Here is a 16,847-nt window from a genome sequence, read left to right as displayed (position 1 = left end):
CGGCGATTGTAGTCGAGAACCGCGCGCGTGCTCAGTGCGGCGACGCACCGGCGTCGCCGTCGCCGTCCGCGTCCGCGTCGGCGCGGATCGGCGCGGCGACGACGAGCGCGTCGTCGGCACCACGGCTGCGCGCGAGCACGCGCACGCCGCCCTGGCCGCGCTCGATCACGCTGAAGAACGTGAACGGCACGCCGTCGAGCACGATGTCGCCGCGGGCGAGGAAGTAATGGCTGTGCACGTCGATCAGCTGGGGCGAACGCAGGGCCGCGCCGAGCGGTGGGAGCTGGTCGGTGAACTGCCGGGTGTCCTGGTTCTGCGCCGAACCGTTCTGCCAGAGCGACTGCGCGACCGCGGGCGTCGCGTTCGTCAGCAGCGCCTGCAGCAGCGGCGCCGTCGCCGTGTTGACGTTGACCTTGGTGCCCGGCGGCAGCGCGCACACGTGCGGCGCGAGCTTCGCATAAGTCGCCGCGTCGACGCCGCGCACGAGGCGCAGCTCCGACGCGTGCGCGAACAGGCCGCCGCGCGGCCGATACGGCAGCGGCTGGGCCAAATAGCTCGCGGCTTCCGTCACCGGCGCGGTCGCGGGATCGAGCCAGCCTTCGACCGCGACGGTGAGCTTCGGATCGAGCGCGAGCGCGGCGAGCAGGCCGTCGAACACGGAACCCCAGGTCGGGGGGCTCCCGCCGAGCGTCGTCGGCGCGAGGTTGTTGAGGTTGAAGCAACCGTCGAGGTCGCGCATCGTCGCGCGGATCACGCCGCCCGCTACCTCCTGCGGCGGCAACGGCATCGCCCACGGACTCGCGTTGCTGTCGGCCTGGCTCGTACCGCTCGCGAGCAGCCCTTGCGCCGCATACGTTTCGAGGCCGAGCGCGTACGCTTCCGCCTGTTCCTCGCGCAGCGTGTTGCGCGTGCGCGCGAGCGCGAGTTCGCCGCGGTCGAGCAACGCGGCGACGAGGATCACCGCGATCGCGACAACGAGCAGCGCGACGAGCAGCGCGACGCCGCGCTGGCGCGACGGCGCGTTCATGCACCACCGCCGCGCGGCGGCTGCGGGCGCCCGCCGTGCCCGACCGGTGGTGTTCCTTCGTCATCCGGCGGTGTCGCGGCGGCCTTCGCCGGCAGCGGCGACGGCAGTTCGACGATGCGGCGGATCTCGCCGAACCCGTCCGGCGCGAAGCGGAACTCGACCGCGCGCGGCAACTGGCCGTTCGGCACCGCATCGGCCTGGCACGCGAGCACGTCGCGCGGCGGCCACGCATCGCGCCACGCGCCGTCGCAGCCGTAGTAGCGGAACCGCAGCTCGCCCGCGCGCGCGAGCAGGTCGCGCTGCAGCGGCAATGAATTCGGTGCACGATCGAGCACCAGGTAGCGTCCGCGCCGCAACGTGCCACGCTCGTCCGTGTAGGCGACGCGTTCGACGTTGCTGCGCGACTCGGCGAGCGGATTGGCGTAACCGAGGCGCGACAGCTCGAGCGCATCGCCGGCGCCGATGAGCGCCGGCCGCAGGGTCAAGCCGTCGCCGCCGAGCACGGGGCGCGCGACCGCCTGGCGCAGGTCGCGCTCGAGCGACGACACCGCGCGGCCGATCGCGGCGAAGCGGTCCTGCTGCACGGCGAGCGCGCCGCGCGTGCGCGCGATCGCCGCGAGCCCGCCGTACGCGGCCGCGGCGAGCGCGGCGAACACCGCGAGCGCGACGAGCAATTCGACGAGGCTGAAACCTTCCGCCGCCACGCGCGACCTCATGGCGTGAGCGCCGTGCCGGCGAAGCCGCTCAGGCTCGCCGACGGTTCGTTCGATGCGCCTGCGTACACGCGTACGTCGATGCGGCGGATCTCCGCGTCGGCGGTCGCCTGCACGTCGCGCTGCCAGCGCCATTCGCGACCGCCGAACGTCGTGCGGCCGTCGCTGCGGCCGGTCGCGGGGAACGCGCTCGCGAGGCGCGTCTCGGTCACCACGTTGGCGGCGACCCATCCCGCGAGCGTGCGCTCGCGCAGGCCGTCGAACGATTGCACCTGCACGCTCGCCGCTCGCGTGAGCGCGAGCAGCGCGATCGCGACGACCGCGAGCGCGACGAGCACCTCGACGAGGGTGAAGCCGCGGCGCTTCATCGGTGCGCCTCGACCGCGTGCACGCGCACGGCGCCGTCCTCGTCGCCGTCGATGCGCTGCGGCGCGGCGTCGCCGAGCGAAAGCGTCAACGCGAACGGCGTGAGCTCGCCCGACGAGAAGCAGACGAGCTGCGGCACCGCGCGTTCGCCGACCGCGGGCTCGATGGCGCGGCCGTCGCGGCGCAGCTCGAAGCGCAGCCCCGCGGACCACGGCCGCGCGCGCAATTCGTCGTCGCGCGGGAACGGCCGCCACTGCGAGCCGTCGAGGCGCAGGAATGCATAACCGTCGCCGCCGAGCACGACGCCGATCTCGCGACCGCCGAGTTGCGCCTCGTCGCAGGCATGGCCGAGCAGCGCCTGGAAGCGCTCCGATTCACCGGCGAGCTTGCGTTCGCTGCCGCCGCCGACCGCGAGCGTGAGCGCGGCCGCGAGCACAGCGATGATGACGACGACGACCAGCACCTCGATCAAGGTGAAGCCGTGCGCGGCACGAGCCGGCGCCATCGCGCGGATGCGCACCAGCCTGCCGCGGGTGCGCCTGCGGGCGCCGTTCACCGACGCGCGCATCGCGGCGCCGCTTACTGTTCCCAGTTGCCGACGTCGGCGGCCTCGCCGTCGCCACCGGGCTTGCCGTCGGCGCCGAGGCTGTAGACGTCGATGCTGCCGTGCTGGCCCGGCTGCGCGTACTGGTACGGGTGGCCCCAAGGGTCCTTCGCGGTGCGCTCGAGGTACGGACCCTTCCAATTCGGCGCGTCGGGCTGGCCCGACGGCTTCGTCACGAGCGCCTCGAGCCCCTGCTCCGTGCTCGGATAGGCGAAGTTGTCGAGCTTGTACATGCTGAGCGCGGTCACGATGCCCTGGATGTCCTGCCGCGCGCGCGTCACGCGCGCTTCGCCCGGCCGCTCCATCACGCGCGGCACGACGATCGCGGCGAGGATGCCGAGGATCACGACGACGACGAGGATCTCGATGAGGGTGAAGCCGCGCGAGGCGTTGGGGCGGCGGAACGGGGACGGCAGGGGTGCGCGGCGCATGGCGAGCTTGTAGGCAACGGGGTCCACCCGGATCATAGCAGCCATGACGCTCTACGCCTCCGAACTCGCCGCGCGCGACCTGGCCGTGGTCTGGCACCCGTGCACGCAGATGCACGACCACGAAACCCTGCCGATGCTGCCGATCGCTCGCGCCGAAGGCGCCTGGCTGTACGGCCACGACGGCCGTCGCTGGCTCGATGCGGTGAGCTCGTGGTGGACCTGCCTGCTCGGCCACCGCCATCCGCGCGTGGTCGCCGCGCTCAAGGATCAGCTCGACCGCATCGACCACGTGATGCTCGCCGGCTTCACCCACGAACCGGCGATCCAGCTCGCCGAGGAGCTCGTGCGCATCGCGCCGCGGGGTGGCCGGAAAGCAGGAGCATCGCGGCTTCCGCCGCTCCCACATGAGCCGTCTTCCGTAGGAGCGGCTTCAGCCGCGATCGACGTACCACCCACCCTCACCCGCGTGTTCTATGCCGACAACGGCTCCAGCGCGATCGAAGTCGCGCTCAAGCTCTCGTTCCACTACTGGCGCAACCTCGGCCGCGGCGAGCGCACGCGCTTCATCGCGCTCACCGGCGGCTATCACGGCGAGACGCTCGGCGCGCTGTCGGTCACCGACGTCGCGCTGTACCGTCACACCTACGCACCGTTGCTGCTCGAACCGATCTTCGCGCCGTCGCCCGACGCGTACGAGGCCGCTCCCGGCGAAAGCGCGGCGGCTTGCGCGCAGCGTCGCCTCGGCGAGCTGCGCGCGATCCTCGAATGCCACGCGCACGAATCCTGCGCGGTCATCGTCGAACCGCTCGTGCAGTGCGCGGGCGGCATGCGCATGCACGACGCGTCGTACCTGACCGGCCTGCGCGCGCTCTGCGACGAATTCGACCTGCACCTGATCGCCGACGAAATCGCGGTCGGCTTCGGTCGCACCGGCACCTTGTTCGCGTGCGAACAGGGCGGCATCGTGCCGGATTTCTTGTGTCTCTCTAAGGGTCTCACCGGCGGCACCTTGCCGCTGTCCGCGGTGCTGACGACGACGCGCGTGTACGACGCGTTCTACGCCGAGTACTCGGCCGGCAAGGCGTTCCTGCATTCGCACAGCTACACCGGCAACCCGATCGCCTGTCGCGCCGCGCTCGCAACCCTCGCGGTGCTGCGCGACGAACCCGTGCTCGAACGCAACCGCGCGCTCGCGGCGCATTTGGACACGCGCCTCGCGCCGCTCGTCGATCATCCGCACGTCGCCGACGTGCGCCGCACCGGCATGATCGCCGCGATCGAACTCGCGAAGGACAAGCGCACGCGCGAACCCTTCCCCGCCGCCGAACGCCGCGGCCTGCGCGTCTACCGCCACGGGCTCGCGAACGGGATGCTGCTGCGTCCGCTCGGCAACGTCGTCTACTTCATGCCGCCGTACTGCATCACGCCGGAGGAGATCGACCGGATGGTCGAGGTGGCAGCGGAGGGCATCGATGTCGCGCTGCGCTGAGCGAGCTGAACGCAGATCCCGAGAACTCAATACATTTCACGCTCGGGGAAGGTCCAGCCGGCCAATGAAAGGAAGTGCAAGCCGATTTCGCGTACGGGGCCTGAAGTAGGCGACCAACGGTCGACGACACGATACTTGGTGGTCACCGATTCCACGATCCACCGCGAGCCGTCATGGCCAAGCAAGCGTTCGTTGGAATCCATGTCGAAAAAACCGCTCTGCGTGACGAAGTGGTCGACATCGGCGAACTGCGACGCGGAAAGTGCTATGTCCTCACGTCGAAAGATCGAACCGGGACCGTACCCGCCCGCGCCATCGAGTTCGACCGCCACGAGATGGGCCTTGCCGTTCGCGCAGGCGATTCTGATCGAAACCGGATGATGATCCGTGCGCAGCCAGGTGAAGCGATAGGTTCGAACGCCCGGCTCGACTCTGAGAATGGGCTCGCCCATGACGTGGAGGTGACTGGAATACCAGCCGTTTCGGAACTCGGATTGCCCTGCCTCCGCATCCAGCGCTCCACGTGGGAAATATGACGGTTGAAATGCCCACAGCAGCGCGAAAATTCCCACGCAAGCCAGCGTAACGACGAGCGCGAAAACGAAAGTTGCAAGCTGGCGATGCAGATCCATGCTCGCCAGCATAGCGGCGAAGCCATCGCTCCGCGTCGCCCGACTCCATCCCGTCACTCGGTGGCGGAAATGCCCTCGGCGCCCGGCGGCGCACGGTCCTCCCCCTTGGCCGACTTCGACGTACCGAGGATCGACCCGAGGATCACCAGCGGAAAACCGATCGCCATGCCCGCAGTGAGCGGCTCGTGCAGGACGATGACGCCGAGCAGCAGCGCGACCGCAGGGTTGATGTAGGTGATCACGGTCGCGCGGCCGGGGCCGGCTTCGGCGATGAGGGCGAAGAACAGCAGGAACGCGGTCGCGGTACAGAACACGGCGAGCGCGACGACCGAGCCGCCCGCGGCGAGGCTCACTTCGTGCGGCCAGAGGAACGGCGCGAACGGCGCGTACAGCAGGCTGGCGAGGACCAGGGACGCGGTGACGACGCCGAGCGGCGGCACGCCGCCGAGCTTGCGGTCGATGATGATCGGGCCGATCGCGTAACCGATCGAGGTGAGCACGACCGCGCCGACCGCGGGCAGGTCGTCGAGATGGATGTCGAGGCCGACCAGCGCGGCGACGCCGGCGAAGCCGAGGCCGAGCCCGAGCAGGCGGCGCGTGCCGAAGCGGTCGTGGCCGAGACGGGTGAGGATCACCGCGGCGATCAGCGGCACGATCGCGATGAGCAGGCCTGCGGTCGAACTGGTCAGGCGCGTCTCCGCATGGCCGAGCAGCAGCCACGGCCCGTTGATCTCGACGAGGGTGAACGCGAGCAGCGGCTTCCAGTTGCGGAACGCAGGCGCGAGCGCGCTCGCGCGCAGCGCGACCGGCAGCAGCAGCAATGCGCCGATCGTCGTGCGGCCGAACGCGACGACGAGTGGATCGATCTCCGCGACCGCGATGCGGATGAGCAGGTACGGCACGCCCCAGATCACGCTGAGGGCAAGGAACAGGATCCAGCCACGTTGGGTCATGACGCCTCCGTTGCGAAGCGCTAGCGTACGACGAGCGCGTGGTTCGCGCGCGAACCTTTCGTCATATCCGGGCGCGTGCGCTCATCGACGGCGCGCGACGAAGTACAGCCAGTCGCCGTTGCCGCGGTGGCGTGCCTCCCACTCGACTTCGAAACCCGCGGCCACGAGCCGCGCGGGCAGCGCCTCGGCGGGCCAGAGCACGAGGCGGTAGTCGCCGGATTCGCCATGCTCCCAGTCCTCGCCCTCGCCTTCGCGCATCGACGCGAGGAACAGGCCGCGCGGATGCAGGGCACCCGCGATCTTGCGCAGCACGCCGTCGAAGCGCGCGCGCTCGACGTGCTGCAGCACGCACAGCGCGACGACGGCGTCGTACGGCCCCGGCAACGCGTCCTCGACGACGTCGAGCGACGCGACGACGCGGCCGCGCTCGGCCTGGAACGCGCGGAACGCCGCAGCTGCATCGGTGCGATCGACCGCGACGCCGAGCGCCTCGAGGAAATCCGCATCCCAGCCGGGCCCCGAGCCGATCTCGAGTGCGCGCGCACCGGGAGGCAGCGCGCTCGCGATGTGCCGCAGGGCTGCTTCGCCGGCACCGGACGGTTGCGGATCGACCGCGGCCGCGTAGTCGCGCGCGCAGACTTCGTATCCTTCGATCGTGCGGCGATTCGCGTCGGTCGGGGCGGGGCGAACGGGTGTCGACGTCATGCCATGCTCCGTTTGGTTCGATCCGTTGGTCCAGTCCGCGAGCGGAATCCACAGGCTCAAGCCGCCTTCGCCCGTGCGTGGATCGAAGGTCTCGTGATGGCGTTCGAGGATCGGCGCATCCGCGACGCGCAGGCCGCTCGCAGGCAGCGCGTCGTTCCAGATCGCGGCGTAGGTGTCGTGGATCGTCGACACGTGGCCGCGGTGCTCGAACACCGCGTAGCGGCACGCGGCGATCTCGAAAACGACGAGTTCCTTCGGCACGTCGCCGATCGCCTTCACCTCGACCGCGCAGACGTACTCGAAGCGACCTTCGTCGTCGGGCGCACGCGTGACGCCGAGCGGAATCGGATCGGCCTTCGCGGCGATCACGTCGTAGTACGGCATGAAGCGCTGCCACTGCGCCGGGATTCGGATCGCGCTCTCGAACGTGTGCGTCTCGGCGAGACCGACCACGCGCAGCGCGTCCTGGCGCAGCAGCCGCGGCGGATCGAGCGCGCGTGGCGTGCGCGCGACGAGATCGAGCGGGCCGACCAGCGCGAGCCCGTCGACGCTGCGCGCGTCGCGCACGTGCTCGGGCGTGACGCCGAAGCGGTCGCGGAAGGCGCGCGTGAACGCTTCGTGCGACGCATAGCCGGCATCAAGCGCGACCGTGAGGATGTCCGGCGCGCCCCCCGCGAGCGAGCGCGCCGCTTCGCTGAGCCGGCGGCCGCGCAGGTACTTCACGACCGACAGCCCGGCCGTCGCGCCGAACGCATTCGCGAGGTGCGAGCGCGACACGCCGCACGCCTGCGCGATCGCCTCGAGCCCGAGCTCGCGCGACGAGTTGCGTTCGATGACCCAGATGGCCTTGTCCACGAGCGACATGCGTACCCTCGATCGTTGCGGCGACGCCAGCCTAGCGAAGCGTGCCGGCTCGCACTTGATCGATCGTCCACGGACGCGCGGGACGAACGGGCATTCGCACGCAATCCACGCGCAAGCACGACACCATGGTCGTCAGGGTTTCGCCGCGTGCGCAGCGCCGGAGTTTCGATCCGCATCCGCCGACGGCGCGTGGATGGCCGGGATCGCGCAGCACGCCGCGGCGCCGCCGGGACCGCGGCCGAGCGCCCAGAGCACGAGCAGCAGCACCGTCAGCACGCCGGCGATGGTCCAAGTCCAGCGCGCGTGACTGCGTTCGGCGCGGCGGTCGTTCATCGCGGGACCCATCACGGGCCCGCCGTCGGATCGACGCCGCCAATGAGTTCTTCCTGCAACGCCTTGAGCTCGCCCCAGCGATTGTCCGCGGCGAGCGCGGCCTGGCGCGCCCACGTCGACGGGTTGGCAAAGCGGAAATACGGTCCACCCTGTTCGAGGATCGCGTTCATGCGGTCGAGGTCGAGCGCAGCGAGCGCGGTGAAGCCGTCGACGCCGTGCGAGCGGAACAGCTCGTCGAGCTTCGGCCCGATGCCCTCGATGATCGTGAGGTCGTCGGCGTGCCTGAGGTTGAAGCCGGCCGCGCGCGCGGCGCCGACGTCGATCAGGCGCGCATGCGAAACCGGCGCGTGCGAAACCGGCGGCTCATCCGCGGGCACCGCAGCCGGCATCGCGGGCGACACGGGCGCCGATGCGGGCGCGGTCGCAGCGTGCGCCGCCTGCGGCGGCGCGCGGCGCACGAATCGTTGCAGCAGCCAGTTCGCGAGCCAGCCGATCAACAGGCCGCACAGGAACCACCACAGGCAGCAAGCCAGCACGCCCATCACGTCGCTCCTCGCCTGCTTCGCGGAGTACATCCTCCGCCGCCGCAATGTACTCCGCGGGGAAGACGGGTCAAACCGTTTCGCTCGCACTACCGATCATCCGCGGCGCGCGGTACTGTGCGCATTCAGGAGGGATGTGCTGCGCATCCCTCCCGTTTCGTGTTCCGGAAATCCCATGCGCATTCCCCGTATCTACGTTCCACTGCCGTTGCATCCGGGTCGTGTCGTCGAATTGCCGGTGCAGGCCGGCGAGCACATCGCGCGCGTGCTGCGCCTCGACCGCGGTCATCCGCTGCGCCTGTTCAACGGCGAAGGCGGCGAGTTCACCGGCGAGATCGCTTCGCTGGCCAAGCGCGCGGTCACCGCGCACGTGCTCGAGCCCGCGGCGAGTGCGGATCGCGAGAGTCCGTTGCGCATCACGCTCGGCCAGGGCATCGCGCGAGGCGAGAAGATGGACTGGATCCTGCAGAAGGCGACCGAACTCGGCGTCGCGCGCATCGTGCCGCTGGTGACCGATCGCACCGAAGTGAAACTCGACGCCGAACGCGCCGAACGCCGCGTCGCGCACTGGGAAGCCGTGCTCGCGTCCGCATGCGAGCAGTGCGGGCGCAACCGCCTGCCCGTACTCGCCGAGCCGATGAAGCTCGCCGACTGGGCCGCCTCGCTCGGCGAGGACGCCGGCTTGCGCCTCGCGCTCGATCCGCACGGCGATGCGAACGCGCGCGCGCTCGATCCGGGCACCAGTGCGACACTCGTGGTCGGACCCGAGGGCGGGCTCTCCGAACACGATCTCGCCACGCTCGCGCAGGCGGGTTTCCGCGGCCTGCGGCTCGGCCCGCGCATCCTGCGCACGGAGACCGCCGGGCTCGCGGCGCTCGCCGCGCTGCAGGCGATCCACGGCGACCTCTGACGCGATGGCCGCATTCGGCACCCTCGCCGCGTTCACGCGCAAGGCGCTCGACCGCGCCGACGACCTCGCGCGCGACCGCTGGTACGGCGTCGACACCGGTGGCTACGCGTCGACCGGCGAGCTCGGCACCGATGTGCGCGAATCGGTGCACTACGCGACGATGCCGTGGCGCCACGTGCGCGCCGCGCTCGCGTGCGTCCCGCTCGACGAGCGCGAGCGCGTGCTGCTCGACTACGGCTGCGGCCGCGGCCGCGTGCTCGTCGCCGCGGCCGCGCGGCCGTATCGCCGCGTGATCGGCGTCGAGCTGTCGCGGCTCGCCGAGGACGCGCGCGCGAACCTCGCCGCGATGCGCGGCCGGCGCACGCAGGACGTGTGCGTCGAACGGGGCGACGCCGGCGCGTTCGTCGTGCCCGACGACGTCAACCTCGCCTACTTCTACAACCCGTTCCGTGGCGCCGTGCTCGACCGCGTGATCGGGCAACTGCAGGCGTCGCTGCAACGCGCGCCGCGCACGCTCTACGTCGCCTACTTCAACCACGACCACTTCGATCGCCAGCTCGGCGATGCGGCCTGGCTGCGCCGGCGCGAAACGCGCATGGCGACCGCCGACACCTCGTTCGCGTTGTACGAGGCGTCGGCGTGACGCGGTTTCAGTCGAAGCCGTCGGCGAAGATCACGTCGTCGACGACCGCCGCGCCATCGGTCCACAAGCCGTAGCCGTCGGTCGCTGCATTCGCGACCGTCGGGTTGCCGCTGGCGAGGTCGAACGCGTACAGCTGCATCGCCGCGGGTGTCGCCGCATCCTTGCCGAACACGTGCATCGCGCGCGCGCCGAGGGCGCCGTCGATCGCCCCCGGGCCGGTACCGACGAAGCAGCACGTCGCCGGCGCGCTGCCGATCGCCGACAGCGTGACCGGCGAGCCCGGCGTCGACCAGGTCACGCGCGCGAGGTAGGTGAAGTCGAGCGCGCTGCGCAGCACCGCGTAGACGTTGCTGTCGGCCGCGTCGACCGCGAGCGCGACGACGTGGTCGCCGGCGATCGGATAGGCGTCGGTCAGCGCGAGGCCGCTCGCGAAGTCGAAGCGCAGCAGATGGTCCTCGGTGTCGCCGTCGCGGCGGCCGACCATGAGCAGGTCCTCGCTGGTCGCGCGCCATGCGGCGATGCCGGCTGCGAGGCGGCAGCAGCCCCCCATGGCGGGCGTGGTGACCGGCGGATCGAGCGCCGTGCCGCCATGGGTCGCGACGCTGAATATCTGCGCCTGTGCGATGCCTGCGGGATCGACGAACAGGCCCACGAGGCGCGAGGCGGGCGCGTCGAACGCGAGCGCGGCGACCGTCATACCGTCCGGCGCGACGACCGTTCCACTCGGTACCGGCGAAACGCCGTAGGCGACCGGCACGATCGCGACCGGCGCGCCCGGCATGGCGCCTGCGGGATCCGGCGCGACCGCGACGTACAGGAGGTGGTGCGCGTCGTCGGCCGCGAGCGCGCCGAGCGGCACGAGCAGGCGATCCGAGGACGCGGCGAGTACGCCGCTCGTGACGTCGCCGCTGGCGGCGTCGCGCACGATCGCGGTGGCATCGTCCTGGCGCGAAAGAGTGAGCACGCTCGCAGGTGCGGGCAGTGCGACGAACGCGGGCAGCGCAGCGAGCGCCGCGCGCGCGAACAAGGAAAGGCGCGACATGGCGGCCTCCTCAGCGCGCGCCGTGGCGGATGAGATCCTCGAGTTCACGCAGGCGCGCCTCCAGCTTGTCGATGCGCTCGTCGCGCTCGCGCACTTCGTCCTGCAGCGCCTTCACCGACGCGAGCGCGACGCCCGCGACGTCGGTCGGCGCGACGAAATGGTCGCTCGCGCCGAGCCCGAACGCGGCGTGGAAGTCTTCCGCGACGGGGCCGAGATGGCGATCGCCGTCGCCGGCGCCGATGTAATTCCAGGTGTTGATCGGCAGCGCCGCGAGCCGGGCGAGCACGCCCGCGCCGTCGACCGGCACGAAGTGCTCCTTCGCGCTGCGGCTCGACAGCTGCGCGATGGTCCCGTGCACGAGCATGTCGCCGGCGACGTCGAGCTTGGCCGCGGGCGAGGCGGTGCCGATGCCGACGTTGCCGCTCGCCGAAATGTCGATGCTCGACGTCGGCGCGCCCGGGCGGATGCGGAACGGCAGCAGCGAGCCGCCGGTCACGTCGCGCACGAAGAAGTTCGCCTCGTTGCCGGCGACGTCCCAGGTCTGCGCGGTGAAGCCGCCGCCGTTGCTCTGGTCGAGGCGGACGCCCGGCGTGTCGGTCGTCAGGATGTGCACGTCGAATGCCGGCGCGCCCGTGCCGATGCCGATGTTGCCGGTGTCGCCGATGTAGAGCGAATTGTTCGGCGCGGAGCGCACGGTGAACGGGATCGTCGCCGCGGTGAGGTCCTCGATCGAGAAGCGGTTGAGGCCGCCCGTCTGGGTGTCGTTCGCGGTGAGCTGCCAGTGGTGGTTCGGGAACGGATCGACCGAGGTGTCGAAGAACACGATGCGCGTGTTGTTCTCCTTGAGGCGCAGCGTGTCGAAACCGAACGATTCATTGTCGACGCAATCGAGGCCGACGCACTGCGAGCCCTGCACGATCTGGTCGTCGGCGACGACGGTGTCGTTCGGCTGCGGCGTCGTGCCGACGTCGGTCCGCGCGGCGCGCTGCGGCGTCGTCGCCGGGGCACTCGCAGGCGCCGCGGCGGGCCGGCTCGCGGCGCTGCGCCCATCGGCGGTTTCGGCGGCGAAGGAAACGGTGGAAGCGAATGCGCCGACGACGAATGCGGCGACGGACAGAGTGCGATGCATGGCGACCCCCTGGTCTGCTGGATGACCGCGTGGTGCAGTCCGGCGCGGCCGTTGCGGCGATGCTACCGGACCTGCGGGATGCGCGCATGACCGGCGCGCGAAAAGCCTACACGCGCTTTGCCATCGGCGGATTGCCCGCCGGCGGCGATCAGGGCTCAATAGACCAGCCGTGGGGAGGAGCCCGTGATGATGCCGATCAACCCGTGCCGGATCGTGCTGCTCGCGCTCGCCTGCGCGCTGCCGGCGCACGCGGTCGAGCTCGCCGTGCGCGACGCGTCCACGGGCGCGCCGCTCGACGCGCGTGCATCGCGCATCGACGCGACCGGCGGCGACGACGCGATCGTCCTCGACGGCCTCCTGCGCCGCCACGCGATCGCCCTGCCCGCGCACCTGCGCGTCGAAGCGGCCGCGCATCGCGCGATCGACATCGTGCTCGGCGACGGCGACGCGCCGACGACGATCCTGCTCGATCCGCTCGACGAGCCGGCCGCCCATGCGCGGCTCGCGCGACGCGCGGAAGCGATGCCGCACGCGCGCTGGCTGCAAGGTTACGCACGCGCCGCGATCGACGGCCGCGCGCTCGCCGACGCGCGCGTCGAGGTCGAAGGGCGGCTCGCGACGACCGATGCGTCGGGCTACTTCGAGCTCGAACTCGACCCCGTCGACGCGGACGCCGCGGCGACGGACCGCACGTCGGTGCATGCGCACGCCGACGGCTACGCCGACGTCGAACGCAACGGCCTCGCGCGCATCGCCGGCGTGCAGCGCGTGCTGCTCGCGTTCGGCGAAGACACGGCCGCGTTAGGCGAGATCGAACTCGGCGCGCGTGATCGCCCGAGCGGCGCCGCCGGCACGACCGCTGACGCGTCGACGGCGCCGGTGCGCATGGACGTCCCGCCGACGGGCGGCGCGCTCGCACCCCTGCTGGCGCCGCCGGCGACGATCCGCGTCGGCTACGCCGACGGGGCCTGCACGCAGTCGTGCTGCACCGGAAGCTGCACGCACACCTGCGTGCTGCCGCTCGAAACCTACGTCCGGCGCGGCCTCGACAGCGAATGGATCGCGAGCTGGAACGCGCAGAGCCTGCGCGCCGGCAGCATCGCCTATCGCAGCTACGGCGCATGGCGCACGGCGCACCCGATCGGCGCGAACTTCGACATCTGCTCGAGTGCATGCTGCCAGGTCAACGACGCGGGCACCTCGGCGAGCACGGACGCCGCCGTCGCGCGCACGCCGGGCATCCTGCTCACTCGCAGCGGCAGCGAAGCGGCGTCCGCCGAATATTCGGCCGAGAACAACAGCTGGGACGATCCCGGCGACGGCCTCTCGTGCAGCAACAGCGATCTCTCCTGCGGCAACGGTTTCGCGGGTTCGCCGGCGAACGGCTGGCCCTGCCTCGCCGACGCAGTCGGCGCCGGCCACGGCTGCTTCGGCCATGGCCGCGGCATGTCGCAGTGGGGCACGCAGCGCTGGGCGATCGACGCGAGCGCGCGGCGCTGGCCGTGGATCGTCGATCACTACTACAACGACAACGGCAACGCGGGCGGCGCGGGCACGGGCCAGCGCACCGCCGTGATGACGTCGCCGCTCTCGCTGTCCGCGGTCGCGGCGACGCCGTCGGCGATCGCTCCCGGTGCGACGTTGCAGCTGTCTGCGACCGCCGGCAACGCCGCGGGCGCGACGCACGCGCACGTGCTCGTCGGCGCGAGCCTGCACCGCAGCGGCGTCGGCTACGTCGATGACCCCGCGAACGATGCTCCGCTGAACCTGCCGCCCGGCGACCAGGCGATCGCCCGGGCGTTCGACGTGCCTGCCGCGACGCCGGCTGGCGCGTACGACGTGTTGCTCTCGCTCTACCTCGACGTCGACGAGGACGGCGCGATCGGCGCCGGCGACATGCCGCTCGCGCTCGCCACGCTGCCGGCTGCGGTGCGGATACTCGACGACCGCATCCACGCCGACGGCTTCGACGCGGCGCTTTAGGGAAGCGCAGCGGCAGGCGCCGCGCTCGCCGTGCACGACTTCCGGCACATCGCGTCGCGCACCCCGCGCCCTACGCTGGCGGTTTGCGGTCATGCCGACCGCCGGGGACGCCCATGAAGACGCCATCGCTGGCCATGCTGTTCGCTGCCTGCCTGCTGTTCGCGAGTCCGCTCGCATTCGCCGCCGAGGCCGGTGGCAAGGACGCCGGGAAGGAATCGAAGGGCGACGACTACGCCAAGCTGCCCGCGTTCCCGGCCGACCGCACGGTGCACCAGCAGACCACGATCGACGGCCGCTCGCTCTCGTACGACGCGACGGTCGGATCGCTGCCCGTGCTCGACGAGAAGGGCAAGACGATCGCCGACGTCATGTTCGTCGCCTACACGGTGCCGGGCAAGGATCGGCCCGTGACGTTCGCGTTGAACGGCGGCCCGGGAGCGTCGTCGGTCTACCTCAACCTCGGCGCGCTCGGCCCCAAGCGCGTGCAGTTCGGCGCCGAAGGCAACAGTCCGTCCGATCCGGCGACGCCGCGCGACAATCCGGGCAGCTGGCTCGACTTCACCGATCTCGTGTTCATCGACCCGGTCGGCACCGGCTTCAGTCGCGCGCGCGTGCCCGAGGACGAGGCGAAGAAGAAGTTCTACTCGACCGGCGCCGACATCGAGTACCTCTCGCGCATCGTCTACGACTGGCTGGTCAAGAACGATCGCCTGCTGTCGCGCAAGTACCTCGTCGGCGAGAGCTACGGCGGCTTCCGCGGCCCGCGCATCACGCACTTCCTGCAGACGCGCCTCGGCGTGGCGATGAACGGCCTCGTGCTCGTGTCGCCGTACCTCGATCCGGGCGCGGACGACAACGGCGACCTGTCGCCGCTGCCGTGGATGCTCACCCTGCCGAGCATCGCCGCGGCGAACCTCGAGCGGCACGGCAAGCTCACCGACACGGCGATGGCCGACGTCGTCGCCTACACGCGCGGCGACTACGTGACCGACCTGCTCAAGGGCCGCAGCGATCCGCATGCGGTCGAGCGCATCGTCAAGCGCGTGACGGACCTGTCCGGGCTCGATGCCGAGTTCGTGCGCCGTTCCGGCGGCCGGCTCGAAACGCAGGCCTACCTGCGCGAGGTGTTCCGCGACGAGGGCAAGCTCGGCAGCCGCTACGATTCCAACGTCACCGCGTGGGATCCGTTCCCGTTCGCTCCCGCGCAGCGCACGAACGACCCGATCCTCGACGGCATCATCGCGCCGACCACGACCGCGATGGTCGATTTCATCACGCATACGGTCGGCTGGAAGTACAGCGGCCGCTACAACGCGCTGAGCTACGAGGTGAACAAGGCGTGGGAGCGCGGCGACGAGATGGACAAGGGCTCGGTGCAGCAACTGCGCCAGTCGGTCGCGATCGACTCCAAGCTGCAGGTGCTCATCGCGCACGGTTGGGGCGACCTGTCGTGCCCGTTCATGGCATCCGTCCTCATCGTCGACCAGATGCCCGTGATGGGCGACCCGAACCGCGTGCGCGTCGCCGAGTACCCGGGCGGCCACATGTTCTACAGCCGCGGCGACAGCCAGGCCTCGTTGCGTCGCGACGTCATGAAGCTGTACGCGGCGCACTGAGTTGGACGTTCCTGCCAGCCGCTTCTTGAGATAGGCGCGCGCATCCTCCCAGGGGACGCTCTTCCCGGACTCGACGAATTCGGCGTAGCGTTGATCCGCCACGGCGTGAAACTCGGCGCGCTGCGCCGCCAGATCGGCCTTTTCCGATATCGCTTCGAGGATGAAGTCGTGCGGGGTGGTCCCACCCTGTTTCCCCGCCTTGGCCACGCGGGCCTCGAGTTCGTCGGGCAGGCGGATGGTGGCGCTCATGAAGCGTTCCGGAGCGGTTTCATCGGGGGCAAAAGCCCGTTCGTGTTACGCACGATCTTGCACGAGCGGTTTGATTTCAGCAGCCGCGAGGCTTGCTCACGATCGTGCGGCCTGCGATGGGTGTTGCGACGGGGTGCGCGGCGGTCGGCGCGTCCGGGTTGTGCCTCGGAGGCGCAGCGTTGGGGGTTCGAGCGGCATCGGTGCGGCTTTGAGCGGCATGCACGCGACTTCGAGGCGGAACGATGCGGGTCGAAGCGGCAACGCTGCCCTTCGGATGGTGCAGCGTCGGGGCTTGAAGTCGCAGCCGCGAGACTTCAAGCGGCAACGTTGCGGCTGGAAGCCTCAGCGGTGCGGCTCGAAGTCGCAAGGGTGCCGGTTGAAGTCGCAATGATGCCGCTCGAAGTCGCAGCGGTGCGGGGAGGAAGGCGCATGCATGCGGCTTGAAACGGGATCGATGCGGGTCGGACGCGCATGGATGGGACTTGGAGTCGCATCCGGCCGCGGTGCATGCGATGTAGCAGCGGGCTCTTCGTCGACGTGCCGCTCCGGGGCTCCCCTCACCCGCGCCTGCGGCGCGACCTCTCCCGCGAGCGGGAGAGGTGGGCGCGGCGCCGAA

Annotated in this window: 18 protein-coding genes; 6 read left to right on the top strand and 12 right to left on the bottom strand. The window is 70.9% G+C overall.

The genetic code is table 11. The features are described 5' to 3' along the window. Positions 1-31: 31 nt before the first annotated feature. The 5 genes from gspK to gspG form a co-directional block, all read right to left on the bottom strand. Positions 32-1,027, bottom strand: coding sequence for a type II secretion system minor pseudopilin GspK (gspK, locus tag FHW12_RS16890; RefSeq protein WP_182532226.1), 996 nt, complete (start codon positions 1,025-1,027; stop codon positions 32-34). Then, the gene (gspJ, locus tag FHW12_RS16885) at positions 1,024-1,743 is read right to left on the bottom strand and encodes a type II secretion system minor pseudopilin GspJ (protein ID WP_182532225.1); all 720 of its coding nucleotides are present in this window, start codon (positions 1,741-1,743) and stop codon (positions 1,024-1,026) included. The genes gspK and gspJ overlap by 4 nt, the downstream gene beginning before the upstream one ends. Continuing rightward, the gene (gene gspI, locus FHW12_RS16880) at positions 1,740-2,108 is read right to left on the bottom strand and encodes a type II secretion system minor pseudopilin GspI (protein WP_182532224.1); all 369 of its coding nucleotides are present in this window, start codon (positions 2,106-2,108) and stop codon (positions 1,740-1,742) included. The genes gspJ and gspI overlap by 4 nt, the downstream gene beginning before the upstream one ends. After that, positions 2,105-2,611 (bottom strand): type II secretion system minor pseudopilin GspH, encoded by a 507-nt coding sequence (gene gspH, locus FHW12_RS16875; protein ID WP_182532223.1) that lies wholly within the window; start codon positions 2,609-2,611, stop codon positions 2,105-2,107. Before gspH ends, gspI begins: the two co-directional genes overlap by 4 nt. Before the next feature lie 74 nt (positions 2,612-2,685). Beyond that, on the bottom strand, positions 2,686-3,141 hold the full coding sequence (gene gspG / locus FHW12_RS16870) for a type II secretion system major pseudopilin GspG (RefSeq protein ID WP_182532222.1): 456 nt from the start codon (positions 3,139-3,141) through the stop codon (positions 2,686-2,688). Positions 3,142-3,184: 43 nt separating this feature from the next. Between gspG and bioA the strand changes: the two genes are divergently transcribed. Continuing rightward, positions 3,185-4,630, top strand: coding sequence for an adenosylmethionine--8-amino-7-oxononanoate transaminase (gene bioA / locus FHW12_RS16865; RefSeq protein ID WP_182532221.1), 1,446 nt, complete (start codon positions 3,185-3,187; stop codon positions 4,628-4,630). 26 nt (positions 4,631-4,656) lie between these two features. Here the strand turns inward: bioA and FHW12_RS16860 are convergent, their stop codons facing one another. The 5 genes from FHW12_RS16860 to FHW12_RS16840 all read right to left on the bottom strand — a co-directional run bounded on the left by FHW12_RS16860 (position 4,657) and on the right by FHW12_RS16840 (position 8,659). Then, the gene (locus tag FHW12_RS16860) at positions 4,657-5,262 is read right to left on the bottom strand and encodes a hypothetical protein (RefSeq protein ID WP_182532220.1); all 606 of its coding nucleotides are present in this window, start codon (positions 5,260-5,262) and stop codon (positions 4,657-4,659) included. A gap of 53 nt (positions 5,263-5,315) precedes the next feature. Next, on the bottom strand, positions 5,316-6,215 hold the full coding sequence (locus FHW12_RS16855) for a DMT family transporter (protein ID WP_182532219.1): 900 nt from the start codon (positions 6,213-6,215) through the stop codon (positions 5,316-5,318). Positions 6,216-6,296: 81 nt separating this feature from the next. Beyond that, positions 6,297-7,784: a GyrI-like domain-containing protein gene (locus tag FHW12_RS16850; RefSeq protein WP_182532218.1), complete on the bottom strand. Its 1,488-nt coding sequence runs from the start codon at positions 7,782-7,784 to the stop codon at positions 6,297-6,299. 132 nt (positions 7,785-7,916) lie between these two features. After that, positions 7,917-8,117: a hypothetical protein gene (locus FHW12_RS16845; protein WP_182532217.1), complete on the bottom strand. Its 201-nt coding sequence runs from the start codon at positions 8,115-8,117 to the stop codon at positions 7,917-7,919. An 11-nt stretch (positions 8,118-8,128) separates the two neighbouring features. Then, a complete protein-coding gene (locus FHW12_RS16840; protein ID WP_182532216.1) occupies positions 8,129-8,659 on the bottom strand; it encodes a hypothetical protein in 531 nt (176 codons plus the stop codon). 175 nt (positions 8,660-8,834) lie between these two features. Here FHW12_RS16840 and FHW12_RS16835 point away from each other — a divergent pair, with 175 nt between their 5' ends. Next, complete coding sequence (locus FHW12_RS16835) at positions 8,835-9,569, top strand: 16S rRNA (uracil(1498)-N(3))-methyltransferase (RefSeq protein WP_182532215.1); 735 nt, start codon at positions 8,835-8,837, stop codon at positions 9,567-9,569. Positions 9,570-9,573: 4 nt separating this feature from the next. Continuing rightward, positions 9,574-10,212: a class I SAM-dependent methyltransferase gene (locus tag FHW12_RS16830; protein WP_182532214.1), complete on the top strand. Its 639-nt coding sequence runs from the start codon at positions 9,574-9,576 to the stop codon at positions 10,210-10,212. Positions 10,213-10,219: 7 nt separating this feature from the next. On the opposite strand, the gene FHW12_RS16825 is transcribed toward FHW12_RS16830, so the two are convergent. Both FHW12_RS16825 and FHW12_RS16820 read right to left on the bottom strand, forming a co-directional pair. Continuing rightward, complete coding sequence (locus tag FHW12_RS16825; RefSeq protein WP_182532213.1) at positions 10,220-11,254, bottom strand: hypothetical protein; 1,035 nt, start codon at positions 11,252-11,254, stop codon at positions 10,220-10,222. 10 nt (positions 11,255-11,264) lie between these two features. After that, entirely contained in the window at positions 11,265-12,383 is a 1,119-nt protein-coding gene (locus FHW12_RS16820; protein ID WP_182532212.1) for a tail fiber domain-containing protein, read from the bottom strand. 186 nt (positions 12,384-12,569) lie between these two features. On the opposite strand from FHW12_RS16820, the gene FHW12_RS16815 reads away from it, so the two are divergent. The 3 genes from FHW12_RS16815 to FHW12_RS16805 all read left to right on the top strand — a co-directional run bounded on the left by FHW12_RS16815 (position 12,570) and on the right by FHW12_RS16805 (position 16,675). After that, a complete protein-coding gene (locus FHW12_RS16815) occupies positions 12,570-14,366 on the top strand; it encodes a SpoIID/LytB domain-containing protein (RefSeq protein WP_182532211.1) in 1,797 nt (598 codons plus the stop codon). A 113-nt stretch (positions 14,367-14,479) separates the two neighbouring features. After that, positions 14,480-15,982, top strand: a complete 1,503-nt coding sequence (locus FHW12_RS16810) for a S10 family peptidase (RefSeq protein WP_259393128.1) — start codon at positions 14,480-14,482, stop codon at positions 15,980-15,982. Between the two features lie 90 nt (positions 15,983-16,072). Next, on the top strand, positions 16,073-16,675 hold the full coding sequence (locus tag FHW12_RS16805; protein WP_182532210.1) for a hypothetical protein: 603 nt from the start codon (positions 16,073-16,075) through the stop codon (positions 16,673-16,675). Positions 16,676-16,847 lie beyond the last annotated feature (172 nt).

This window comes from Dokdonella fugitiva (assembly GCF_014138265.1).
Taxonomy (GTDB): Bacteria; Pseudomonadota; Gammaproteobacteria; order Xanthomonadales; family Rhodanobacteraceae; genus Dokdonella_A; species Dokdonella_A fugitiva_A.
Note: the sequence above shows the minus strand (reverse complement) of the source record. Positions and strands in the feature narration are given on the sequence as shown.